20 protein-coding genes and 1 pseudogene are annotated in these 22,721 nt (G+C 71.1%); 3 read left to right on the top strand and 18 right to left on the bottom strand.

Annotation, left to right across the window (positions count from 1 at the left end; genetic code table 11):
- Nucleotides 1-34 precede the first annotated feature (34 nt).
- The 6 genes and pseudogenes from PLJ28_RS03465 to ectA form a co-directional block, all read right to left on the bottom strand.
- The gene (locus PLJ28_RS03465) at nucleotides 35-922 is read right to left on the bottom strand and encodes a 3-hydroxyacyl-CoA dehydrogenase family protein (protein ID WP_183529884.1); all 888 of its coding nucleotides are present in this window, start codon (nucleotides 920-922) and stop codon (nucleotides 35-37) included.
- Nucleotides 923-928: 6 nt separating this feature from the next.
- Nucleotides 929-1,723 (bottom strand): enoyl-CoA hydratase/isomerase family protein, encoded by a 795-nt coding sequence (locus PLJ28_RS03460; RefSeq protein WP_183529886.1) that lies wholly within the window; start codon nucleotides 1,721-1,723, stop codon nucleotides 929-931.
- A complete protein-coding gene (locus PLJ28_RS03455) occupies nucleotides 1,723-2,943 on the bottom strand; it encodes an acetyl-CoA C-acyltransferase (protein WP_010144906.1) in 1,221 nt (406 codons plus the stop codon). Before PLJ28_RS03455 ends, PLJ28_RS03460 begins: the two co-directional genes overlap by 1 nt.
- A gap of 253 nt (nucleotides 2,944-3,196) precedes the next feature.
- A complete protein-coding gene (locus tag PLJ28_RS03450; protein ID WP_183529888.1) occupies nucleotides 3,197-3,640 on the bottom strand; it encodes an ectoine synthase in 444 nt (147 codons plus the stop codon).
- A 113-nt stretch (nucleotides 3,641-3,753) separates the two neighbouring features.
- Nucleotides 3,754-5,052: a diaminobutyrate--2-oxoglutarate transaminase gene (gene ectB / locus PLJ28_RS03445; RefSeq protein ID WP_255459784.1), complete on the bottom strand. Its 1,299-nt coding sequence runs from the start codon at nucleotides 5,050-5,052 to the stop codon at nucleotides 3,754-3,756.
- 51 nt (nucleotides 5,053-5,103) lie between these two features.
- Nucleotides 5,104-5,595: pseudogene (gene ectA / locus PLJ28_RS03440) on the bottom strand (diaminobutyrate acetyltransferase); the annotation flags it as partial.
- 281 nt (nucleotides 5,596-5,876) lie between these two features.
- Here ectA and PLJ28_RS03435 point away from each other — a divergent pair.
- Nucleotides 5,877-6,845, top strand: coding sequence for an acyl-CoA thioesterase domain-containing protein (locus tag PLJ28_RS03435; RefSeq protein ID WP_183529890.1), 969 nt, complete (start codon nucleotides 5,877-5,879; stop codon nucleotides 6,843-6,845).
- 8 nt (nucleotides 6,846-6,853) lie between these two features.
- On the opposite strand, the gene PLJ28_RS03430 is transcribed toward PLJ28_RS03435, so the two are convergent.
- The 12 genes from PLJ28_RS03430 to PLJ28_RS03375 all read right to left on the bottom strand — a co-directional run bounded on the left by PLJ28_RS03430 (nucleotide 6,854) and on the right by PLJ28_RS03375 (nucleotide 19,770).
- Complete coding sequence (locus PLJ28_RS03430) at nucleotides 6,854-7,402, bottom strand: CarD family transcriptional regulator (protein WP_183529892.1); 549 nt, start codon at nucleotides 7,400-7,402, stop codon at nucleotides 6,854-6,856.
- A 117-nt stretch (nucleotides 7,403-7,519) separates the two neighbouring features.
- The gene (locus PLJ28_RS03425) at nucleotides 7,520-8,098 is read right to left on the bottom strand and encodes a MarR family winged helix-turn-helix transcriptional regulator (RefSeq protein ID WP_183529894.1); all 579 of its coding nucleotides are present in this window, start codon (nucleotides 8,096-8,098) and stop codon (nucleotides 7,520-7,522) included.
- A complete protein-coding gene (locus tag PLJ28_RS03420; protein WP_183529896.1) occupies nucleotides 8,095-8,970 on the bottom strand; it encodes an enoyl-CoA hydratase/isomerase family protein in 876 nt (291 codons plus the stop codon). Before PLJ28_RS03420 ends, PLJ28_RS03425 begins: the two co-directional genes overlap by 4 nt.
- Nucleotides 8,967-10,199: a CaiB/BaiF CoA transferase family protein gene (locus PLJ28_RS03415; RefSeq protein WP_324589883.1), complete on the bottom strand. Its 1,233-nt coding sequence runs from the start codon at nucleotides 10,197-10,199 to the stop codon at nucleotides 8,967-8,969. Before PLJ28_RS03415 ends, PLJ28_RS03420 begins: the two co-directional genes overlap by 4 nt.
- A gap of 2 nt (nucleotides 10,200-10,201) precedes the next feature.
- Nucleotides 10,202-11,704, bottom strand: coding sequence for an aldehyde dehydrogenase family protein (locus PLJ28_RS03410; RefSeq protein ID WP_183529900.1), 1,503 nt, complete (start codon nucleotides 11,702-11,704; stop codon nucleotides 10,202-10,204).
- A gap of 47 nt (nucleotides 11,705-11,751) precedes the next feature.
- Complete coding sequence (locus PLJ28_RS03405; protein ID WP_298043312.1) at nucleotides 11,752-12,531, bottom strand: enoyl-CoA hydratase; 780 nt, start codon at nucleotides 12,529-12,531, stop codon at nucleotides 11,752-11,754.
- Between the two features lie 108 nt (nucleotides 12,532-12,639).
- Entirely contained in the window at nucleotides 12,640-13,614 is a 975-nt protein-coding gene (mmsB, locus tag PLJ28_RS03400) for a 3-hydroxyisobutyrate dehydrogenase (protein ID WP_298043314.1), read from the bottom strand.
- A complete protein-coding gene (locus PLJ28_RS03395) occupies nucleotides 13,611-14,714 on the bottom strand; it encodes an enoyl-CoA hydratase/isomerase family protein (RefSeq protein WP_183529903.1) in 1,104 nt (367 codons plus the stop codon). The genes mmsB and PLJ28_RS03395 overlap by 4 nt, the downstream gene beginning before the upstream one ends.
- A gap of 53 nt (nucleotides 14,715-14,767) precedes the next feature.
- Entirely contained in the window at nucleotides 14,768-15,904 is a 1,137-nt protein-coding gene (locus PLJ28_RS03390; protein ID WP_183529906.1) for an acyl-CoA dehydrogenase family protein, read from the bottom strand.
- Nucleotides 15,905-15,948: 44 nt separating this feature from the next.
- Entirely contained in the window at nucleotides 15,949-16,830 is an 882-nt protein-coding gene (locus PLJ28_RS03385; protein ID WP_324589882.1) for a cytochrome b/b6 domain-containing protein, read from the bottom strand.
- Nucleotides 16,831-17,936: 1,106 nt separating this feature from the next.
- Nucleotides 17,937-18,926, bottom strand: a complete 990-nt coding sequence (locus tag PLJ28_RS03380; RefSeq protein ID WP_183529910.1) for an electron transfer flavoprotein subunit alpha/FixB family protein — start codon at nucleotides 18,924-18,926, stop codon at nucleotides 17,937-17,939.
- A gap of 61 nt (nucleotides 18,927-18,987) precedes the next feature.
- Nucleotides 18,988-19,770, bottom strand: coding sequence for an electron transfer flavoprotein subunit beta/FixA family protein (locus tag PLJ28_RS03375; protein ID WP_183529912.1), 783 nt, complete (start codon nucleotides 19,768-19,770; stop codon nucleotides 18,988-18,990).
- 195 nt (nucleotides 19,771-19,965) lie between these two features.
- On the opposite strand from PLJ28_RS03375, the gene PLJ28_RS03370 reads away from it, so the two are divergent.
- Nucleotides 19,966-21,735 carry an AMP-binding protein gene (locus PLJ28_RS03370; protein WP_298042887.1) on the top strand — a complete coding sequence of 590 codons (1,770 nt, stop codon included), beginning with the start codon at nucleotides 19,966-19,968 and terminating at the stop codon, nucleotides 21,733-21,735.
- Nucleotides 21,732-22,718, top strand: coding sequence for an NADPH:quinone oxidoreductase family protein (locus PLJ28_RS03365; RefSeq protein WP_183529916.1), 987 nt, complete (start codon nucleotides 21,732-21,734; stop codon nucleotides 22,716-22,718). Before PLJ28_RS03370 ends, PLJ28_RS03365 begins: the two co-directional genes overlap by 4 nt.
- Nucleotides 22,719-22,721 lie beyond the last annotated feature (3 nt).

Genomic DNA, 22,721 nt, shown 5'->3' with positions numbered 1-22,721 from the left:
ACGGTCGCGTGGGCTCCCCAGGAGCCCGGAGCGATCAGCTCCAGTCGAAGAAGCCCTTGCCGGACTTGCGCCCGAGCTCGCCGCGGGCGACCTTGTCCCGCAGGATGGCCGGCGGCTCGAAGCGCTCGCCCAGGGTCGAGGCCAGGTACTCGGCGATGCCGAGGCGGACGTCCAGGCCCACGATGTCCGTGGTGCGCAACGGGCCGGTGGGGTGCTTGTAGCCCAGGACCATGGCGTTGTCGATGTCCTCGGCGGTGGCCACGCCCTCCTCGACCATCCGCATGGCCTCCAGGGCGATGGCCACGCCGAGGCGGGAGGAGGCGAAGCCCGGGGCATCGTTGACCACCACGGCGGTCTTGCCCAGCCCCGCGGTCCAGGACCGGGCGGCGTCCACCAGTTCCGGCGCGGTCTGCTCACCGATGACGACCTCCACGAGGGTGGAGGCCGGCACCGGGTTGAAGAAGTGCAGCCCCAGGAAGCGCTGCGGACGCTCCAGCTCCCTCGCCAGGCCGGTCACGGACAGGCTGGAGGTGTTCGAGGCCAGCACCGCGCCCTCCGCGAGGTTGCGCTCCACCGCCCGCAGCGACTCCACCTTCAGGTTCCAGTCCTCCGGCACCGCCTCGACCACGAGCTCGCGGTCGGCGAAGGCCTTGCGGTCCACGGAGACGGTGAACCGCTCGAGGATCGCGTCGAGGTTGCCGTCCAGCACCCCGCGCTCGAGGGACTTGGCGGTCGAGGACTCCACGCGCTCCTGCGCGGCCTCGGCCGCGGCCTCATCGCGCTCCACGACGACGACGTCGGAGCCCTTGATGAGGAAGGCGTGGGCGATGCCCGCACCCATGCGGCCGCCGCCGAGCACGCCGACGGTGGCGGGGACGGACGGGGTGATCTCGGGCGCGGACGCCCCGGTGGTCTCGGTCATGAGGGCCTACTTCCTGTTCTTCTTGTCGAGAAACGCCTGCATGCGGTCGAACTTGGCCTGGGACTCGAAGAGCATGCCCTGGGCCAGGGTGTCGATGACGGGATGGACCTCCCGGGGGGTGTGGAACACGGACTTGGTGATGCGCACCGCCAGCGGGTCCTGGGCACCGATCCGGTCGGCCAGGGCGTGGGCGGCGTCCATCAGCTGCTCCGGGGCCACCAGCTCGGTGATGAGCCCGGCCGCCAGGCACTCCGCGCCCTTGAGCACCTTGCCGGCCAGCAGGATCTCCTTGGCCAGCGGCTCCCCCACCAGTTCCTTCAGCCGCCAGGTGGCGCCGGCCGCGGCCAGGATCCCGAGGTTCGTCTCGGGATTGCCCATGCGCAGGGCCTCGGTGCCGATCCGGAAGTCGGCGGCATAGGCCAGCTCGGCCCCGCCGCCGAGGGCGTAACCGTCCAGGGCCGCGATGACGGGCATCGGCAGCTTGGCGATCCGGTCGAAGATCGTGGAGTTGATCCCGGCCAGCGCGTCGTCCCGGCGGCGCTCACGCAACTGGGCGATGTCCGCACCGGAGGCGAAGATCCCCTTGGTCCCGGCCTCCGTGTCCGACGGTGTCCCGGTGAGGATGAGGACCTTCGGCGCGGCCTCCAGGTGGACGCAGACGGCGTGCAGCTCGTCGACCATCGTCTGGTCGATCGCGTTGCGGACCTCGGGCCGGTGCAGCCGGGCCACCAGCCGGTCCTCGCGCTCCTCGATCGCCAGCGTGGTGAACCCGCCGGCCTCCAGTGTCTGGGATCGCGTCATCAGACGGACTCCACCAGCAGGGCGGACCCCTGCCCGACGCCCACGCACATGGTCGCCAGGCCGCGGGCGCCCGCGGACGCCTCCCTCTCGAGGCGGCCCAGCAGGGTGATGACGAGGCGGGATCCCGAGGAGCCGAGCGGGTGCCCGAGGGCGATCGCGCCGCCGTCGTTGTTCACGATCCCGGCGTCCAGGCCCAGCTCGCGCATGCTGGCCAGGGACTGCGAGGCGAACGCCTCGTTGAGCTCGACGGCGGCGAGGTCGCCGACCGCGGTGCCGGTGCGTTCCAGCACCTTCCGGGAGGACGGGACCGGGCCCATGCCCATGATCTCCGGGGCCAGTCCGGCGGAGGCGCCGGCCAGGATCCGGGCGCGCGGGGCCAGCCCGTACTTCTCGACGGCGGCCTCGGAGGCGACGACGATCGCGGAGGCGCCGTCGTTGAGGGTGGAGGCGTTGCCCGCGGTCACGACGGAGCCGCCCTTGACGACCGGGCGCAGTCCGGCCAGGACCTCGGCGGTGGTGCCGGGGCGCGGGCCCTCGTCCGTGTCCACGATCGTCTCGGCACCCTTGCGGCCCTTGACGGTCACGGGCACGATCTCCTCGGCGAAGCGGCCCGCCTCGATGGCGGCCAGCGCCCGCTCGTGGGAGCGGACGGCGAAGGCGTCACAGTCCTCGCGGGAGGTGTTGTAGACGCGGGCGACCTCCTCGGCCGTCTCCGGCATGGAGTAGGTGGCCTTGCCGCCGCGGGAGTACTCACCGGAGAGGAACGCGGGGTTGGGGAAGCGCCAGCCGATCGAGGTGTCGTACACCTCACCGGGCTTGGCGAAGGGCTTGGCCGGCTTCTCCATCACCCACGGGGCGCGGGACATGGACTCCACGCCGCCGGCGACCACGACGTCCGCGGCACCGGCCTGGATCATGTGCGAGGCCATCTGGATGGCGCTCATGCCCGAGGCACACAGGCGGTTGACGGTGATCCCCGGGACGTGGTCCGGGAAGCCCGCGAGCAGCCAGGCCATGCGGGCGACGTTGCGGTTCTCCTCGCCGGCACCGTTGGCGTTGCCGTAGATCACCTCGTCCACCACGTCCGGGGCCAGGCCGGCGCGCTCGACGGCGGCGCGGACCGTCAGCGCGGCGAGGTCGTCCGGGCGGACGGAGGACAGGGCCCCTCCGTACCGGCCCACCGGGGTGCGGGCGCCGCCGATCAGGAATGCTGCAGTCATGGGACTCCGTTCGCGGGAACTTCAGGGGTGGAGGCCGAATTACCGACCGATCGTTCACCTACAGTATTCCGCGTCACACGGGGTGGGGCAAACAGATGACCTGACGGGCGGGGATGCACCCCCGGACGCGCCCGGCACCCCGGCGGACCCCTTAACGGGGCCTGGCGGCCGGTTCCGCCCCCGGACCCCGATGAGGGGATTGTGGGAGCGGGACCGGCCGCCAGGTCCGTGGCGGGTGCCGGGGGTCAGGCGATCAGGCCATGGCCTCGGTCTCGACGTTGGCCTTCGTCGGCACCTTGCGGTCCGAGCCCTCCTGCAGGACGAGCTGGTAGACGCCGTTGGCGTCGTGCGTCTCGCGGCCGGTGACCGGCGGGTTGAACACGCAGGCCATGCGCAGCTCGGTGGTCGCGCGGACGGTGTGCTTCTCGTGGCCGTCCAGCAGGTACATCGTGCCGTCCCGGAGCTCGTGCACCTGACCGGTCTCCTCGTTGGTGAGGGTGCCCTCGCCCTGCACGCAGTACACGGCCTCGATGTGGTTCGCGTAGTGGAACGTGGAGGTGGTGCCCGCGTAGATGACGGTGTCGTGGAAGGAGAAACCGACGCCCTCACCGGCCAGGACCATGCGGCGCGAGCGCCAGGTCTCGGACTGGATGTCGCGGTCGGTGTCGTTCAGGTCGTTCAGGTTGGTCACCAGCATGGGTGGTTCCTTTCAGTCGGGTGGACCGTTACGAGCACGGCGGAGGCAGGGACACGCCGTGTGGACCGACACTCATCGTGCTCGTAACCGGCAGTGGTGAAGGGGTGGGTGGCTCAGGCGCTGGCCAGTTCGCGGGCACCGGGCCGGTAACCGACCTCGGTTCCGGTCACGGCGGCGACGGCGTCGGCGATGATGCCCAGGCCGCGCTCGAGCTCGGTCCGCGGGGTGGTCAGGGCCGGCATCACCTTGAGCACCTCGTCGTCGGGGCCGGAGGTCTCCACCAGCAGGCCGTTGTCGAAGGCACGAGCGGCGACCTTCCCGGCCACCTCGGCATCCTCGAAGCGCACGCCCGCCAGCAGTCCGCGGCCGCGCACCGAGGCGCCCTCCACGGAGTCGGCGATCTGCTCCAGGCCGTCATGCAGGGTCGCGATGGCCTCGGCGAGCTGGCCCAGCTGGAAGGTGTCGTCCGCCCAGAACTCCTTGAGGGTGGCCGTGGCCGTGACGAAGGCCAGGTTGTTGCCGCGGAAGGTGCCGTTGTGCTCGCCCGGGGTCCACACGTCCAGCTCGGGACGGAACAGGGTCAGCGCCATCGGCAGGCCGAAGCCGGAGATCGACTTGGAGACGCAGACGATGTCCGGGGTGAATCCGGCCTCCTCGAAGCTGAAGAAGGTGCCGGTCCGGCCGCAGCCGGCCTGGACGTCGTCGACGATCAGCAGGATCTCGTGCTTGGCGCACAGCTCGGACAGGCCGCGGAGCCATTCCAGGCGGGCGGCGCGCACGCCCCCCTCGCCCTGTACGGTCTCCACGATGACCGCGGCGGGCTTGTCCACGCCGGAACCGGAGTCCTCCAGGACCCGCTCCAGCCACAGGAAGTCGGCGGTCTCGCCGTCGAAGTAGTCGTCGTACGGGATCTTCGAGCTGTTGGTCAGGGGGATACCGGCCCCCTTGCGCTTCATCGAGTTGCCGGTCACGGACAGCGACCCGAGGGTCATGCCGTGGAAGGCGTTGGTGAAGGACAGGATGTGCTGGCGCCCGGTCACCTTGCGGGCCAGCTTCAGGGCGGCCTCCACGGTGTTGGTGCCCGTCGGGCCCGGGAACATGACCTTGTAGTCGAGACCGCGCGGATCCAGGATGACGTCCTTGAAGGTCTGCAGGAACTCCCGCTTGGCCGGGGTCATCATGTCCAGGGAGTGCACGACCGCGTCGCTGGTGAGGTACTCGGCCACGGCGGCCTGCAGCTTCGGGTGGTTGTGCCCGTAGTTCAGGGCGCCGGCACCCGAGAAGAAGTCGAGGTACTCGGTGCCGTCCTCGGCGGTCTGGATGCAGCCCTTGGCGTGGGTGAAGACGGTGGGCCAGCCGCGGCTGTAGCTGCGGACCTCGGACTCGACGGTGCTGAAGACAGTGGTATCCATGGTGTGTCCCTTTCGGATGGGGTCGATCTGCGGCCCGGAGAGGGGCGCGATCCGGTGGAGGTATTCGGTGTCATGTCCGTCCGGGTACATCCGGTCGGTGAACAGCGGCATGACCTCGCGGCTGGCGCCGTGGCGCTGGGCGAAGCGCGTGAACAGGGCGATGGAGGCCTCGTTGTCCGCGGTGATCGTGGTCTCCACGGTCTTGGCGGACGTCCGGGCGACGAGCGCGTCGAGCATCTTCGAGGCGAGCCCGCGGCCACGGGCGGCCTCGGAGACCGCGACCTGCCACACCATCAGGGTGGTGGGCGACTCGGGCCGCAGGTAGCCGGTCACGAAGCCGACCGGCTCGCCGTCGAGTTCGGCGATCACGGAGGTGTCGGCGAAGTCCCTGGCCCACAGCAGGTAGGCGTAGGAGGAGTTGAGGTCCAGGACCTGCGAGTCCTTCGTCAACTGCCAGAGCGCTGCACCATCGGCGGCCCGCAACGGGCGGAGGGTGAGGCTGTTCGGACGGGTGGTCAGTGGTGTGTCTGCATCATCTGCCATCCATTCCAACCTAACGAGCTGAGTTTCGATTTCAACCCGAGATCCGCGAAATCCGGGGGTTCTGGGCCCCGGGAGGCCGTCCTGGAAGGCGGGTTCGGAGGGCCGGACTTCCGCGAGCTGACGCGGTTGCTCGGGCAAACACTCAGTACACGGAAGGCTGCTCAGGGATCTTTACCGTTTCGTTATATTCAGGGGTCGAGGCCGAGGCTCCCGCAGCCCCACGTCCCCCTTCACGGCACCCTTCGGGCCGCTTCCCCGGGCCACTCCGCTACATTGCTGGAATGACCGCACCCCATCCGGACCGCACCCTGCCGCCCTTTCCCGGGGGAACCGACACCCTCCCGGCCCATGGCGCGGACGGCGCCCGGGACGATCGGGGCGACGCCCCCGCCGGCCGGCCGTCCCTCGTGCTGGGCCGGATGGAGCAATTGATGCGGGTGAGGCTGTTCCGCGGCCCGGAGGAGGGCGTGGCCGGGGCCCGGACGGGGACGATGACGACCGGCCCCTGGGTCCAGGACCCGGAGGACCGCCCCTTCGGCGCCGCGGCGGCGGTGATCATGGACAACACGCTGGCCACGTCCCTGCACGCCGCGGAACGCCGCCTGCAGTGGATCGTCACCACGGAACTGGTGCTGAACGTCCTGCGACCGCTGCCCGCGGACGGCACCACCCTGGAGTCGTGGACCCGCACCCTGGTGGCCGACGGCACGGGCGGGATGGCCTCGGGAACCCTGCGGGGGCCGGACGGCACGGAGTACGTCCAGGCGACCGGCTGGTTCCAGGGCGTGGACGGGAACGATCCCGCCGCCGTCGGGCACTTCATCGCCATGGCAGGCCTGCCCATGGGGCCGGACACCGAGGTTCCCCTCGGACAGGTCCTCGGCGCCCAGCCCACGACGCCGGCCCCGAGTGCCGGGCGACCAGAGGTCACCGACGCCTTCGGGGCCGGATGGGGCTTCGCGCGCAAGGACGAGTTGCGCAACCCGCACGGGGCCGTCCACGGCGGCGCCCTGAGCATGATGGCGGCACTGGCGGCCCAGCAGGCCATGCCGGACCGCGCCGGATACGACCTTCAGTCACTGCGGGTCATGTTCCTGCGGCCGGCCGGCGGCGAGATCGCCTCGCGGGTCCGGGTCCGGCACGCCGGGAGGTCGCTGCGGATCGTGCAGGTGGAGCTGTACGGCGCCGGGAACGGGCCCGACGCCAAGCCGTTCGTGCAGGCCGAGGCGGTCTTCCACCCGGCCCGCTGAACCTCAGGTCAGGCGGCCTGCTGGGCCGCCGGCCTGGCGGCCTTGCCTCGGTCCAGCCCGAGGTCCTTGAGCGGGGTGCCGTCGATGGCCTGGGCCATGACGTCCTCCGCCTCGACCGCGGTGATGTCCAGGACGATGGCCACCTCGGCGGCGAGCACCTCGACGGCCTCGCGGTGGAGCATCCGCTCGGCCATGGACAGTTCCTTCTCGGCCTGGCGGCGGTGCAGGTCGCGGACGACCTCGGCCACGCGGGGCAGGTCACCGGTGGACAGCTTCTCCTGGAAGGCCTTGATCCGGCGGGACCACTGCTGCTCGACGTGCTCGCTCGGCTTGGCCAGCAACGACATCAGCTTCCGCACGGTGGTGTGGCTGCTGACGTCGCGGACACCGATGTCCTTGATCCCGGCCTCGGGCACGGAGATGCGCAGCCCCTTGTCCTGGATCTCCAGATCGACGTACGCCACGTCCTTGCCCTTCAATTGCCGCACCTGGCGGTCGAGCACGACCGCGGGTCCGTGGTGGGGGTGGACGACGAACTGACCGGGGACCAGACGCATGGGTGGGGTGCACCTTTCTCTCGACAAGGCCAAAGCGACACACGGCAGCGGCTCGGGGCACTACCGGGAATTTGGCCTATTCATTTTCTCATTTCCTGAACGAAAAATCAATTCCTCTCAGCGGTTCTCCCCGGCAGGCGTCGCCGGATCGTCTATCATCCCCGGCGTCCCCGGGGTCATCAGCGGGCTGGCCTCGGCGAAGTCTCCGGCGTTGTACCGCAGCCGGGCGAGGATCCCGTTCAGGGCCGTCACCTCGCCGTCGTCGATGCCCAGGTCCCCGAAGACCTCCCGGTTGAGGGCCCGGGCGGCCTGCAGGGCCAGGTCGCGTCCCTGCGGGGTGATCTCCACCAGGTTGGCCCTCCCGTCGGTGGGGTGGGGCTGGCGCTGGACCAGCCCGGCGCGGCCCAGCCGCTCGACGGTGTTCGTCACCGACGTGGGGTGGACCTGGAGCCGGCTCGAGGCCTTCGCCAGGGGCAGGGCCCCGGTCTTGGAGAACCCCAGCAGGGTGAGCATCTCGAACCGCGCGAAGGTGAGGTCCAGCGGCCGCAGGACGGCATCGATCCGGGCCAGCAGGATCTGCTGGCTCCGGAACAGCGAGGTGACCGCGGCCATCCCGTCGGCCGCGTCCCCCCACCCGCGTTCGGTCCAGTGCCGGTGCGCCTCGCCCACGGGGTCGGTCCGGAGGGTCTTGCTCATGACGCGCTGCCCGCATCCACCACCCGGGTGCCCGGCCGGCGCACGGAGTCGGGCCCGCCGTTCCAGGTGAACCGCGGGGTCTGCTTGGCCAGGAACGCCCGGGCCCCGATGGCGGGGTCCTGGCTGGCGGCCATCTGCTCCTGCCAGTGGTCGCTGACCGGCGCCAGGTCCCCGCCCGCGGCCGCCACGTCCACGATGTCCTTCATGGCCTGGATCGACAGTTGCGACCGGGAGGCCAGGCGCTGGGCGAAGTCGTCCACGTCGTCCCAGAAGGTGTCGGCCGGGTGGACGGCCTGGACCAGGCCCAGCCCGTGGGCGCGCTCGGCGTCCACGAAGTCACCGCTGAACAGCAGGTACTTGGCCGTGGACGGGCCGGCGATGCGCACCAGGCGTTCGATGCCGGCCACCGGGTAGACGATCCCGATCTTGGCCGGCGTGATGCCGAAGGTCGCGTCCGACGAGGCCAGGCGGATGTCGCAGGCCGCCGCGATCTGCCACGCCCCGCCCAGGCAGTACCCCTGGACGGCGGCGAGGGTCGGCTTGTGCAGACCGGCCAGGGCCGCCTCGCCCCGGGCGACCGCGCCGCCGTCGTGACGGCCCGATTCCTCGGTCCTCAGGATGCTGTCCAGATCGGAGATGTCCGCGCCCGCGGAGAAGTCCGTCCCGTCACCGCGCACCACGACCACCCGGACGTCCGGGTCCTCGGCGAGGTCCCGGCAGACCGGGACCAGGCCGAGCCACATCCGTTCGGTCATGGTGTTGCGCCGGCCCGGATTGGACAGGGTGATCGTGGCGATCTGTCCTGACCTGGAGACCTGCACCGACCCTCCCGGCCGGGTCGGCTCCCCCGCCGCCGGCACCGCTGCGCTCATGGACGCACCGTCTCGGTGACGATGCCCGCCTCGACGAGCCCGGCGATCTGGCCCTCGTCCAGTCCGAGCCCCTCCAGGACGGCGCGGGTGTCCTCACCGAGGGCCGGCGGGGCCTTGCGCACCCCGGCCGGCACGCCGTCCACGCTCAGCGGGCCGCGCAACAGCGGCAGCGGCGAGCCGTCGATCCGCTCCACCCGCTGCACCATCTGCAGGGCCTGCACCTGCGGGTCCTCGAAGGCCTGGGCATAGGTGTAGATCGGCCCGGTCGGGATGCCTGCGGCACGGAATTCCTCGATCCACTCGAGTCCGGGACGGTGCTGGAGGCGCTCCTCGATGAGCCCGGCGAGCTCCTGCCTGTTCTCGGAGCGGTCCCGGCCGATCGCGAATCGCGGGTCGTCCTCGAGCTCGGGGGCGCCGATGATCCGGCAGAACGTCTTCCAGTGGGCCTGGTTGCCGACGGCGATGATCGCCGGGATGTCCGCGGTGCGGAACACCCCGTACGGGGCCAGGACCGGATGGTTGTTGCCCTGCGGGACCGGAACCGTGCCGGTGGACAGGTAGTTCTGCCCCTGGAACGCCGAGATGGCCAGGCCCGCCTCCAGCAGGGAGGTGCCCACCTGGTGGCCCCGGCCACCGTTGCCGGCGCGGCCGGCCAGCGAGGCGCACACCCCGACGGCGGTGAACACGCCCGCGTAGAGGTCCATCACCGGCACCCCCACCCGGGTGGGGGAATCGGCGTCGGGCCCGGTGACGGACATCAGCCCGGACATGCCCTGGGCGACCTGGTCCAGCCCGGCGGCCTGGGCGAGCGGTCCGGTGGTGCCGAAGCCGGAGACCGAGGCGATCACCAGTCCGGGGTTCGCCTCGCGCAGCCGCTCCGGGTCCAGGCCCATGGTGGCCAGGACCCCGGGACGGAAGTTCTCCACCAGCACGTCGGCCGAGGCGGCCAGGTTCCAGAGCAGCTCCCGCCCCTGGTCGGAGTAGAAGTCGACCGCGATCGACTCCTTGTTCCGGTTGGTGGAGTCGAAGTACAGGGAGTGCTCGTCCTCGAAGGGCGGCCAGGTGCGGGTGGAGTCCCCGCCCTTGGCCGACTCCACCTTGATGATCCTCGCCCCGAGGTCCCCGAGCAGGGCCGTGCAGTACGGTCCGGCCAGGGCCCGGGAGAGGTCCATCACGGTGATGCCCTCCAGCGGCAGGCGGGTGGGCTGTCCGGTCTGCTCTCCGGTCATGGTCAGCCCCGCAGCCTGACGTTGACCTGCTTGATCTGGGTGAAGCCCTCGAGCATGCCCTCCAGCGAGGCCTCGCGGCCCATGCCGGACTGCTTGTACCCGCCGTAGGACTGGCCCACGACCTGCCCGCCGCCCTGGTTGACCTGCACCCAGCCGGACTCGATCCGGTGGGCGGTGTTCAGCGCGTTGTCCAGGTCGTGGGTCCACACGTAGGCGGCCAGACCGTAGTGGGAGTCGTTGGCCATCTTGACCACCTCGTCCACGTCCTTCCACTTGATGGCCACCAGCACCGGTCCGAAGATCTCCTCCTGGGACAGCCGGAAGTCGTTGCGGGCCCCGCCGAAGATGGTGGGCACGTGGTAGAAGCCCTCGGTCAGCGGGCCGTCCGCGGGCACGTTCCCGCCGAGCACGGTCGTCAGGTCGGGGTGGTTGCGCCCTTCCTCGAGGTAACCGCTGATCTGGTCGAACTGGGACTGGTTGATCACCGCGCCCATGTCCGAGGCCTCGTCCAGCGGGTCGCCGACGACCATCGCCCCCAGGCGGGCGGCGAGCTTGTCCAGCATCTCGTCGTAGATGTCCTCGTGCAGGAACAGCCGGGATCCCGCCGTGCAGGACTGGCCCTGCCGGGCGAAGCGCGAGGAGAGCATCAGGCCGTCCAGGATGCCCTCGTCCTCGATCGCGTCCGGGAACACGATGGAGGGGTTCTTGCCGCCCAGTTCCAGGGACAGGTGCGCCAGCCGCTCGGAGGCCTTCGCGGCCACGCCGCGGCCCACCTCGGTGGAACCGGTGAAGGAGACCTTGTCCACGCCCGGGTGGGTGGACAGGGCGTTGCCGATCACCGAGCCGCGACCGGTCAGGGAGTTCACGACGCCGGCCGGCACGTGCCGCTGGCAGACCTGGGCCAGGTACTGGATCGTCAGGGGGGCGTCGTCGGCCGCCTTGAGGATCACCGTGTTGCCCGCGGCCAGGGCCGCGGGGACCTTGAAGGCCGCGATCATCAGCGGCGAGTTCCAGGGCAGGATGCACGCGACCACGCCCAGCGGCTCCCGGCGGGTGTACTGCAGCTGCTGGTCCCCGGCGGGCAGGGTGACGCCCTTGGACTCCCCCGCCACGCCCGCGAAGTAGCGGAACAGGGACACCAGCGTGGCGACCTCCGGCCGGGCCTGGGTCCGCAGGGCGTTGCCCGTGTCCAGGGCGGTCAGCCGCGCGAACTTCTCGGCCTCGGCCTCGATGTCGGCGGCGATGGCCAGCAGTGCCTTGGCCCGCTCGGTGAAGTGCACGCTGCGCCATTCGCCGAAGGCCGTGCGGGCGGCCGCCACCGCGCGGTCCACGTCCTCGGGGCCGGCGGCCGGCACCCGGGCGATGACCTCACCGCGGCGGGAGGGGTTGCGCACCTCGCGCCACTCGCCGGTCGCCGCCTCGACGGCGCGGCCGTCGATCCACAGCAGCTGCTCGACGCCGGCCAGGATGTCACTGGCCCTCGAATCCAGGGTGATCTCGGTCATGGGGTCCTTCTCTCAGGTGGTCTGGGGTGTCCGGGGAATGGCAGTGGTCAGCGGTGGGTGAACGTGGCCGGACGCTTCTCGACGAAGGCGGCCATGCCCTCGGACTGGTCCTCGGTGGCGAAGCAGGCGTGGTTCAGCCGGCGCTCCAGGAGCACGCCCTCGGCCAGGCTGGACTCGTAGGCGGCATTGACCGCCTCCTTGGCGAGCATGGCGATCGGCTTGGACATCCCGGCGATCGTGGCCGCCAGCTCCGCGGCCTCGCGCTGCAGGTCGGCCACCGGGACCACGCGGGCCACCAGCCCGGTGCGCTCGGCCTCCTCGGCGCCCATGGTCCGGCCGGTCAGGACCATCTCCATGGCCTTGGACTTGCCGATCGCTCGGGTCAGGCGCTGCGAACCACCCATCCCCGGGATGATGCCGAGCTTGATCTCCGGCTGGCCGAACTTCGCGTTGTCCGCGGCCAGGATGATGTCGGCCATCATGGCCAGTTCGCAACCACCGCCGAGGGCGTGGCCGGCCACGGCGGCGATGACCGGCGTGCGCATCGCGGTGAACTGCTCCCAGCCGCCGAAGATGTCCGAGGTGTAGGCCTCGGAGAAGCTCAGGGTGGCCATCTCCTTGATGTCGGCCCCCGCGGCGAAGGCCTTCTCCGACCCGGTGATCACGATCGCGCCGATGTCCTCGTCGCGGTCATAGCGGATGGCGGCGTCGAGCACCTCCTGGGTCAGCTGGTTGCTGATCGCGTTGAGGGCCTTCGGCCGGTTCAGGGTGATCGTGGCGACCCGGCCCTCGACGTTCGTCAGGATGGTCTCGTAGTCGGTGGTCATGGGTGCCCTCTCACTCGTTGCTGGTACCTGCATCTGCTCGGTCATGACGGTTCTCCTGGGGTGGGACGTGGGTGGGTTCGGGTCCGGGCGGCTCCGGGCCGGCGGCGTTCAGGCCCCGGAGGCTCCGGACGCCGCGCCCGAGTGCTCGCGGATCTGCTGGATGATCGCGGAGAAGTCCTTGGTGGCGCCCTCGCCGGCCCCGAAGGCCTCGTAGATCTCCGCGGCGAGCAGCCCCATGCGGCTCTCGGTGCCGGTGGCCTCGATGGCGTGGCGGGCCAGGCCGAGGTCCTTGGCCATGAGCGCCCCGGTGAACCCGGGCCTGAAGTCCCGGTTCGCCGGCGAGGTGGGCACGGGACCGGGCACCGGGCAGTTGGTCGTCAGCGCCCAGCACTGGCCGGTCGCGTTGGAGGCCACGTCGAACAGGGCCTCGTTGCTCAGGCCGAGCTTCTCACCCAGCACGAACGCCTCGGACACCGCGATCATGGACACGCCCAGGATCATGTTGTTGCAGACCTTGGCGGCCTGACCGGCGCCGGCCTCGCCGCAGTGCACCACGCGGCGCCCGACGACCTCCAGGACGGGCAGGGCCTGCGCATAGTCCTCCGCGGACCCGCCGACCATCATGGCCAGGGTCCCGGCCTCGGCGCCCACGGTGCCACCCGAGACGGGAACGTCCAGGGACCGGTGACCGGCCGCCGTCGTGATCTCGTGCATGGTCCGGGCGTCCTCCACCGCGATGGTGGAGCAGTCGATGAACAGCGTTCCGGGCCGGGCCGCGGCCAGCAGGCCCTCGACGGGCTCGCCGCCGTCGGAACCGTCCCTGCCCTGGTAGGCGCCCAGGACATGACGCCCGGCGGGCAGCATGGTGATCACCAGGTCGGCCTCGCGCACGGCGTCGGGCCCGGAACCGGCGATCTGCACCCCGGCGGCCCGGGCCTTCTCGAGGGCCTCCGGGACCAGGTCGAAGCCGGTCACGTGGTAACCGGCCTTCACGAGGTTCGCGGCCATCGGGCCGCCCATGTTCCCCAGTCCGATGAAGGCGATGTCCGGCAGGGCACCGGATGCGGCGGTGTTCTCGGTCATGACAGGGCCTCCTTGACGGCCTGGGTGCGGGTCTGATGGTCCGTGCCGGCCGGCTCGAAGACGGCGGCGACGTCCTCGTCGCGGACGTCCTCCAGGGTCGCCGGACTCCAGCGGGGGTTGCGGTCCTTGTCCACGAGCTGGGCGCGGATGCCCTCGCTCATGTCGGCACTGCGGATCAGGTGGCGGGCCACCCGGCGGTCCTGGTCCAGCACCTCGTGCACGGAGGGCATCTGCGCCGCCCGCCGCACCAGCTCAAGGGTGACCTTGACCGACGTCGGCGACTTGGCCCGGATCTGCGCGGCCGCCTCCGCGGCGGCCGGGTCACCATCGGCCTCCAGCGCCGCGACGATCTCCTCGGCCGTGCCGGCGGCATACGCGGACTGGATCCACCGGCGGTGCTGGAGCAGCGGCGCGGGCGGGGCCTCGGTCGCGACGGCGGCGATCGCCTCGTCGGCCTCCCGTGTCTCGAGCGCGCGGGCCAGGTCCGGCAGCGCCTCCGACGGCACGAAGTGGTCGGCGAAGCCCAGCTCGACGGCGTCCGCGCCCGTGACGTGCTGGGAGGTCAGGGCCATGTGGGTGCCGAAACCGGACGGGGCGTGGGCCAGCAGCCAGGACCCGCCGACGTCGGGAAAGAAGCCGATACCCGTCTCCGGCATGCCCAGCCGGGTCCGTTCGGTGACGATCCGGTGGGAGCCGTGGGCGGAGATCCCGACGCCGCCGCCCAGCACGATCCCGTCCATGAACGCCACGAAGGGCTTCGGGTAGTCCGCGATCTCCCCGTTCATCGTGTACTCGATGTCGAAGAAGTGGTCGGCGTCCTGCGGGTGGCCCTCCGTCACGGTGCGGTGCAGGTTGACGATGTCACCGCCGGCACACAGCCCCCGTTCCCCCGCCCCCGAGACCAGGACGGTCCGGACGCCGTCGTCCTGGCGCCACTCGTCCAGGGCGGCGCGGACCGTGTCCACCATGCCGGGCGTGATGGCGTTCAGGGCCTTCGGCCGGTTCAGGACGATATGGCCCAGGTGACCCGCCCGGCGGACGATCACCTCGGGTCCTGCCGGTTGTGCCGGTGACGTCGGCGACGATGCGTCGGTGCTCATGGTTTCCTTTCCTCCGGACCGGACCGGTGCCGGCCCGGTCCTCTGGGGGTGTCTCAGGCGTCGACCAGCATGCGGCCGACGATCAATCGCATGATCTCGTTGGAGCCCTCCAGGATCTGGTGGACCCGTAGGTCCCGGACGATCTTCTCCACCCCGTACTCGTGCAGGTAGCCGTACCCGCCGTGGAGTTGCAGTGACTTGTTCGCCGCATCGAACCCGGTGTCCGTGGCCACCTTCTTGGCCATGGCGCACAATCGCACGGTGTCGGGGTCCTTGCGGTCGAGCGCGTCGGCCGCCCGCATCAGGAACGTGCGGGCCGCCTCCAGGTCGGTGGCCATGTCCGCCAGGTCGAACACGAGGGACTGCTTGGTGGTCAGCGGGGCGCCGAAGGCGGTGCGCTCCTTGAGGTAGGCGGTGGCCTTCTCCAGGGCGGCCTGCCCGCCGCCGAGGGAGCACGCGCCGATATTGATGCGCCCGCCATTGAGTCCCTTCATGGCGATGTGGAACCCGTCGCCCTCCTCCCCCAGGCGATGGGCCACCGGGACGCGGGCGTCCTCGAAGATCACCTGGCGGGTCGGCTGGGTGTTCCAGCCCATCTTCTTCTCGTTCGGACCGAAGGACAGACCGGGGGTGTCCTTGTGGACCACGAGCGTGGAGATGCCCTTGGCACCGGTGTCCGCGGTCCGGCACATCACCACGTAGTACTCGGACGTGCCGGCCCCGGAGATGAACTGCTTCACGCCGTTGAGGACGTAGTCGTCACCGTCCCGCACGGCCCGGGTGGTCAGCGAGGCCGCGTCCGAGCCGGCCCCGGGCTCGGTCAGGCAGTAGCTGCCGAGGTGCTGCATGGTCACGAGGTCGGGGACCCATCGGGCGCGCTGCTCGTCCGTGCCGAAGGAGTCGATCATCCACACCACCATGTTGTGGATGGAGATGTAGGCCGACAGCGCCGGATCCGCCTTGGCGAGCTCCTCGAAGATCAGGACGGCGTCCTTGCGGTCCAGCCCGGCGCCCCCGTGCTCCTCGCCCACGTAGATGCCGCCCAGGCCGAGCTCGCCGGCCTCGGCCAGCACGTCGACCGGGAAGTGCTTCTCGGCGTCCCAGTCCAGGGCATGGGGAGCGATCCGCTCGGTGGCGAAGTCTCGCACGGCGTCGACGAGCGCGCGCTGGTCCTCGGTGATCTGGTACATGACTGCAGTCCTTTCTCCGTGCGGCCCAGGGGTGTCGGGCCGGACTATTTGGAGATCTTGCCGGTGCGGGCGGCGATCGGGGTGGTGAACATCGGTTGGGTGAGGAACCACGCGGCGGCGATCACGACCAGCGAGACCAGGAAGATCACCAGGCCCCACCAGTCCACGACGTCCCGGGAGGTGTACATGTGGTTCAGGTTCCGCAGCGCCCCGGTGAAGAACACCAGGAACACGTGCACGATCGTGAAGGCCACGAAGTAGAGCATCACCGGGAAGTGCACCGCCCGCGCCCACTCCACCGGGTAGGCCTTGGTGAGCTTCTCGGCGCGCTCGGGCCACCAGGTGGAGAACCGCAGCCCGGAGATGATCGCCAGCGGGGCGGCGATGAACACGGTGGTGAAATAGGCCATCACCTGCAGGGCGTTGTAGTGCACCCAGCCGTTCTCGGTGGGCCAGTCCAGGGAGGCGTACTGGATCGCCCCCGAGACCATGTTGGGGAACACATCCCAACTGGTGGGCACGATCCGCATCCAGTGCCCGGTGGCGAAGAGCAGGACCACGAAGATGATCCCGTTGAGGACCCAGAGCACGTCCAGGGACTGGTGCAGCCACTGGGACAGGGAGACCTTCTTGGGGGTGTTGCCCTTCGGGGAGAAGAAGGAGTCCTTCTTGGCGGTCCAGTACCCGGGGGGCTTGCGCTCGGTGCGCACCTGCAGTCCGGTGCGGATGATCAGCACGATGAGGAACATGTTGAAGAAGTGCTGCCAGCCCAGCCACCAGGGCATGCCCGCCGGCGCGGTGGCCGGCTGGGAGGCGTGCCCGTCATAGGTGGCGATGAACTCCTGCACGCCCTCCAGAGTGCGCAGCCACCGGGCCCCGAGCACCACGGCCAGGGCCACCACCACCAGGGCAGCGGTGATCACCACCGGGCGCACCCACGGACGCTCCGACTTCACCGGGGTGGCTGCCCCCGCCGGACCCGGCGTCCCCGCCCGACCCGACGGGACCGAGGGGGCAGCGCCGGAGGGCGTGGAGGCCGCGGGTGCCGCGGCCGGGGTGGCGGCAGCACGGATGGGGTTCGCGGATGCAGGTTCGGGGTCACGGGCGGGGGCGCCCCCCATGCGCTGACGCGTGGGCGCTCCGTCGGTGGTGACGGCGGGAGCGCTCGCCCCGTCGGCACCGGGGGCGCCACCCATCCGCCTGCGGGGCGCAGCACCGGTGGCCTCGGGTCCCGGGGCGCTGGGCGCCGTCGAAGCCGACGCCGTGGTGGCCTGGGCTGCAGGAGCACCACCCATCCGGCGCTTCGGAGCGGGGGCAGCCGCAGTGGACGGCGCGTCACCCGCGGGGGCCGGGGAGCCGGGGGCCGGGGCGTCGGGGGCTGCGGACGACGTCCCCCCGTCCTGGCCCCCCGGTGGCACGGCCTCAGCAGACCGCGCCGCCGGGGCGCCGCCCATGCGGCGCCTGCGCGCCGGAGCAGGCGCGGGTTCACCGGTCCCGTGGCCACCCCCGATGGCGAGGGATGCGTCGTGCGGGGAGGAGGTCTCGGCAACCGGGGTGTCGGAAGCACTCACGCGGGCCTCAGACGCGGGCGCCGGGGCCTGCACGGCAGAGGGCGGAGGAGCGGGCGTACTGCCCATGCGGCGCTTGCGGGTGGGGCCCGCGGCCGTCGCCGTGGCAGGCTGCGCCTGGGGCTCACCCTCGGGAGGTGTCGCGGCCTCCACTACAGGGTCCCCTCCGGACCGTGCGGCCGGTTCCTGGCGAGCCGGCGTCACCCCTGTCGCCCCTGCCGCGGGTGGCGGGGACGGGGTGGCGGCCGTCATCGACACGTCGGGGGCGGTGTCCGGCTCCCCGGATCGCGGCGCCGGCGGGGTGTAACCGGCCATGCGGCGCCGGACCGTGCGCGGTCCCGGGTTCTGCTCGGTACTCATGAGGCGTCTCAGTCCTTCGCGGGGATGGTCACGGCGTGGGGGGTTGGGTGGGGCTCCGTCCCGGGTACGCGTCCCGCACCCCGGGGCGCAGGACGCGCCAGGCGTCAGTTGCGGCGGTTGTTGATCTCCTCGATCAGCTGGGGGACGACCTTGAAGACGTCACCGACGACGCCGAAGTCGGCGACCTCGAAGATCGGGGCGTCCTCGTCCTTGTTGATCGCCACGATGGTCTTGGCCGTCTGCATCCCGGCGCGGTGCTGGATGGCACCGGAGATGCCCAGGGCCACGTACAGCTCCGGGGTCACCGTCACCCCGGTCTGGCCGACCTGGTAGGACTGCGGCACGTACCCGGCATCCACGGCCGCGCGGGAGGCGCCCACGGCGGCGCCGAGGGCGTCGGCGAGGTCCTCGACCACGCTGAAGGCCTCCTTGGACCCGACCCCGCGGCCACCGGAGACCACGGTCTTAGCCCCGCGCAGCGCCGGGCGACCGGTGGAGGCCGGGGCCTCGTCCACGGAGTCGATGCTCGCGCCCCGGGCAGTGGTCGTCGAGACGGCCGCGGTCCTGACCTCGGGGGCCGCCACGGCCTCGGCCCGGGCCTCGATCGACCCGGGACGGATGGTGGCGATCATCAACCCGCCCTCCACGGTGGACTCGGTGGTGAAGTCCCCGCCGAACACCGCGTGCGTGGCGATGACCTCCTGGCCCTCCTCGTCATAGGAGATGCCAACGGCGTCCGCGGCCACGGACCCGCCGGCCACGATCGCCAGCCGGCCGGCCACGGCCTTGGAGTCGTTCGTGGCCGAGAGCAGCACCACCGGGGCCTGGTAGGCCTGGACGGCATCGGCCAGGGCGCCGACCTGGGCGGAACCCAGCTCGGTGGCCGCCGTCTCGGACTCGGCGAGGTACACCTGGGCCGCGCCCAGTGCGCCCAGGTCCGCCGCCAGCGTGCCGGCCGCCCCCGGGACGGTCACGGCCACCGCGACCGGGACACCGATCTGCGCGGCGGCCCCGAGCAGACCCGCCGCGGTGGACTTCGGGGCGCCCTCACTGGTGGTCTCGATCAGGACTGGGACATTTCCAACGTTCGACATCTGCGTGCTTCCTTCAGCTCGTCACGTGTTCTGGTCTTCGGGGAGGACTTCGCCGGCGAACTCAGATGAGCCGGTGGGCGGCCAGGAACTCGGCCAGCTGGGATGCGGCGGTGCCGTCGTCGGCAACCTTCGGACCGGCCTGCTTCGGCGGTCGCGCCGTGGCCGAGACCATCACCGACCGCACCGAGGCGGCCTCCGGCCCGGCCTGGATGCCCAGCTCCGCCAGCGACCAGGTCTGCAGCGGCTTCTTCTTCGCGGCCATGATCCCCTTGAAGTTCGGGAACCTCGGTTCGGCCGTCTTCTCGGTCACCGACACCACGGCAGGCAGCGAGGACGAGACCTGCAACGTTCCCCCGTCCACGCCCGCCGTGCCGGAGACCCGGTCCGCGGCGATCTCGATCATGTCCAGGCCCGGCAGCACCGGCAGTCCCAGGACCTCGGCGACCATGGCCGGGATCATCCCGCCCCGGCCGTCGGTGGCCTCGTTGCCGGCCACCACCAGGTCCACACCGCCGATCTTCTCGATCGCCGCGGCCAGCACCCTGGCGGTCTGCACCATGTCCGACCCCGCCAGGGACGCGTCCGTCACCAGCACGGCCGAATCGGCGCCCATGGACAGCAGCTTCCGCAGCGTCTTCGTGGCATCCTCGGGCCCCATCACCAGGACCACGATCTCCGCGTCCGGGTGCCCGTCCTTGAACTGCAGCGCGTTCTCCAGGGCCCGCTCATTGATCTCATCCGGCACCGGCTCCGAGGCCGCCCGGTCCAGCATCCCCGACTCCAGGTCGATCTTCCGATCGGACCAGGTATCCGGAACCTGCTTGGCCAAAACCACAATCCTCATGCGTGCTCTCCTTGCCCGTCGGCGGACGGGAATCATCTCGTGTGGGTCTGCGCGCCAACTTACTAGGACTTCCAACTGAATACTAGGTCTTCCGAGTAAGGGACTGTAGTCTGGGTCACATTCCACCCACGACGGACTCCCGAACACGCGTCTGCTGACGGTGATTCGCGCTTGTCAGGCTCCGAGAGGTATCCCATGACCGCACAGTCCCCCGCCGAGCTCTTCCGCCAGTCCCGCGACCAGCTCCTCGCCTGTCGCACCGATCCGGACACGGCACACCAGACCTTCGCCTGGCCCAGGTTCGAGCACTTCAACTTCGCCTCGGACTGGATCGACCACGTGGCCGCGGGGGATCGCGGCGGTCAGCCCGCCCTCGTGATCACCGGTGAGGACGGCACCAGCGAGCGCCGGACCTACCGTGACCTGGCGGAACGGTCCACGCAGGTCGCCGCCTGGCTGAGCGGGATCGGGGTGCGCCGTGGAGACCACGTCATCGTCATGCTGGGCAACCAGGTCGAGTTGTGGGAGGTAATGCTGGCCTGCATCCGGATCGGCGCACCCGTGATCCCCTCCACCGTGATGCTCGGCCCGGCCGACCTCGCCGACCGGGTCGCGCGCGGTCAGGCCTCCTGGGTGGTCACCAACGGGACGGAGGCGGCCAAGTTCGACACGGTCCCCGGTGACTTCCAGCTGGTGCAGATCGGTGCACGGCCCGACGGCGGGTCCCCCGCCCGGCCCGTGCACGACTGGCGCGACTCGTTCACCGCGCCCACCTCCTTCGGCCTCGACGAGCCCACCCGGGCCGATGAGACGATGCTGCTGTACTTCACCTCCGGCACCACCTCGAAGGCCAAGCTCGTCGAGCACACGCACACGTCCTACCCGGTGGGCCACCTGTCCACGATGTACTGGATCGGCCTCGAGCCCGGCGACGTGCACCTCAACGTGGCCTCGCCCGGCTGGGCCAAGCACGCCTGGTCCAACTTCTTCGCCCCCTTCATCGCCGAGGCCACCGTGTTCCTCTACAACTACGGCCGGTTCGACGCCAAGGCCCTGATGCACCAGATGGACCGGGAGGGCGTCACCAGCTTCTGCGCGCCGCCCACCGTCTGGCGCATGCTGATCCAGGCCGACCTGACCCAGCTGGAGAACCCGCCCACCAAGATCGTGGCGGCCGGCGAGCCCCTCAATCCCGAGGTTATCGCCCAGGTGGAGAAGGCCTGGGGCACCCAGATCCGGGATGGCTTCGGCCAGACCGAGTCCACCCTGCAGGTGGCCAACACCCCGGGCCAGCCCGTGCGGCCGGGGGCCATGGGCCGTCCGCTGCCGGGGTACGACGTCGTGCTGATCGACCCGGACACGGGCGAGGAGTCCGCCGAGGTCGGCGAGCTCTGCCTGCGCCTGGACCCCCGCCCGGTCGGGCTGACCACGGGGTACTGGGGGGATCCCGAGCGCACGGCCGAGGCGTTCCGGGACGGTGTCTACCACACCGGTGACCTGGTCTCCCGGGACGCGGACGGCATCATCACCTATGTCGGCCGCAACGACGACGTCTTCAAGGCCTCCGACTACCGGTTGTCCCCGTTCGAGCTGGAGTCGGCGATCATCGAGCACCCGGCGGTCGCCGAGGCCGCCGTGGTCCCCTCGCCGGATCCCATCCGGCTCGCCGTTCCCAAGGCCTATGTCCAGCTCGCCGAGGGCTGGGAACCCACCGAGGAGACCGCCCGGGCGATCCTGCAGCACTGCCGGGACTCGTTGGCGCCCTACAAGCGCATCCGCCGCCTGGAGTTCCACGACCTGCCCAAGACGGTCTCCGGCAAGATCCGCCGCGTCGAGCTCCGCCGGCGGGAGGCCGACGTCCACCCCGACGGCGGCTCCTCGCCTGCCGCGGTCGCCTCGGGTGGCGCGCAGACCGCCGTGGAGTACACCGACGCCCTGCTGCGCCAGGAGGCGGCGGAGTCGTGAGGGCCGTCGTCATCCCGGAGTTGAGCGGCCCGGCGGTCGCGACGCTCCGGGACGTGCCCGAGCCGTCGGGGGCCCACGACCGGGCCGGCGGCCGCAGGATCCTGGTGGACGTGCATGCCGCGGGGCTGTCCTTCATCGACCCCCTGCAGACACGGGGGAAGTACCAGCACCGTCTCGAGGCACCGTACATCGCGGGCAGCGAGGTGGCCGGCGTCGTGCTCGAGGCCCCCGCGGACTCCGCCTTCCGCCCCGGGGACCGGGTGGCGGGCTCCGTCTGGCACGGCGGGCTGGCCGAGCGCGCGCTGGCGCTGGAGGACTACCTGGTCCGGATCCCGGAGGGCATGGACTTCGTCCACGCCGCCGGGGTCCAGATGAACTACTCCACCGCCCTGTACGCCCTCGAGGGCACGGAGGTGTGTCCGGGCGGAACGGTGCTCGTGACGGGTGCCGCCGGGGGTGTCGGCACGGCCGTCCTGGACATCGCCCGGGCCCAGGGCATCTCGACGATCGCCCTGGTGTCCTCGGATGAGAAGGAACGGATCACCCGGTCCGCCGGTGCCACGCACGTCCTCCGCTCCACCGGTCCCTGGCTCGAGGAGGTCCGCTCGCTGACCGCGGGGCACGGCGTGCAGGGCTTCGTCGACATGGTCGGCGGCGAGGGGTTCCTCGACGCCGTCCGGGCACTGCGGATCGGCGGCACCGGTGTCGTCGTCGGGTTCGCGAGCGGGACCATCCCGGAGATCAGGACGAACCGCCTGCTGCTGCGCAACCTCACGCTGAGGGGCATGGCGATGGACGGGATGGAGGGCGAGCGCCCGGGGACCCTCGCGCGCGTCCAGCGGGGGGTGCAGGACCTGCTGGACGCCGGTTCCCTGCACCCGGTGGTCGACCACGTCTACCCGGTGGAACGCGCGGCGGAGGCGCTGGCCTCCATCGAGGACCGGACGGCCGTGGGCAAGGTCGTGGTCATCGTCAAGGACTGACCA

This window comes from Citricoccus sp. (assembly GCF_035445025.1).
Classification (GTDB): domain Bacteria; phylum Actinomycetota; class Actinomycetes; order Actinomycetales; family Micrococcaceae; genus Citricoccus.
The sequence above is the reverse complement of the archived record's forward strand: the minus strand, read 5'-3'. Positions and strand labels throughout refer to the sequence as shown.

Coding starts and splice junctions, on each gene's coding strand:
- PLJ28_RS03465 (WP_183529884.1), bottom strand. CDS start 922: ATGACCGAGACCACCGGGGCGTCCGCGCCCGAGATCACCCCGTCCGTC.
- PLJ28_RS03460 (WP_183529886.1), bottom strand. CDS start 1,723: ATGACGCGATCCCAGACACTGGAGGCCGGCGGGTTCACCACGCTGGCG.
- PLJ28_RS03455 (WP_010144906.1), bottom strand. CDS start 2,943: ATGACTGCAGCATTCCTGATCGGCGGCGCCCGCACCCCGGTGGGCCGG.
- PLJ28_RS03450 (WP_183529888.1), bottom strand. CDS start 3,640: ATGCTGGTGACCAACCTGAACGACCTGAACGACACCGACCGCGACATC.
- ectB (WP_255459784.1), bottom strand. CDS start 5,052: ATGGATACCACTGTCTTCAGCACCGTCGAGTCCGAGGTCCGCAGCTAC.
- PLJ28_RS03435 (WP_183529890.1), top strand. CDS start 5,877: ATGACCGCACCCCATCCGGACCGCACCCTGCCGCCCTTTCCCGGGGGA.
- PLJ28_RS03430 (WP_183529892.1), bottom strand. CDS start 7,402: ATGCGTCTGGTCCCCGGTCAGTTCGTCGTCCACCCCCACCACGGACCC.
- PLJ28_RS03425 (WP_183529894.1), bottom strand. CDS start 8,098: ATGAGCAAGACCCTCCGGACCGACCCCGTGGGCGAGGCGCACCGGCAC.
- PLJ28_RS03420 (WP_183529896.1), bottom strand. CDS start 8,970: ATGAGCGCAGCGGTGCCGGCGGCGGGGGAGCCGACCCGGCCGGGAGGG.
- PLJ28_RS03415 (WP_324589883.1), bottom strand. CDS start 10,199: ATGACCGGAGAGCAGACCGGACAGCCCACCCGCCTGCCGCTGGAGGGC.
- PLJ28_RS03410 (WP_183529900.1), bottom strand. CDS start 11,704: ATGACCGAGATCACCCTGGATTCGAGGGCCAGTGACATCCTGGCCGGC.
- PLJ28_RS03405 (WP_298043312.1), bottom strand. CDS start 12,531: ATGACCACCGACTACGAGACCATCCTGACGAACGTCGAGGGCCGGGTC.
- mmsB (WP_298043314.1), bottom strand. CDS start 13,614: ATGACCGAGAACACCGCCGCATCCGGTGCCCTGCCGGACATCGCCTTC.
- PLJ28_RS03395 (WP_183529903.1), bottom strand. CDS start 14,714: ATGAGCACCGACGCATCGTCGCCGACGTCACCGGCACAACCGGCAGGA.
- PLJ28_RS03390 (WP_183529906.1), bottom strand. CDS start 15,904: ATGTACCAGATCACCGAGGACCAGCGCGCGCTCGTCGACGCCGTGCGA.
- PLJ28_RS03380 (WP_183529910.1), bottom strand. CDS start 18,926: ATGTCGAACGTTGGAAATGTCCCAGTCCTGATCGAGACCACCAGTGAG.
- PLJ28_RS03375 (WP_183529912.1), bottom strand. CDS start 19,770: ATGAGGATTGTGGTTTTGGCCAAGCAGGTTCCGGATACCTGGTCCGAT.
- PLJ28_RS03370 (WP_298042887.1), top strand. CDS start 19,966: ATGACCGCACAGTCCCCCGCCGAGCTCTTCCGCCAGTCCCGCGACCAG.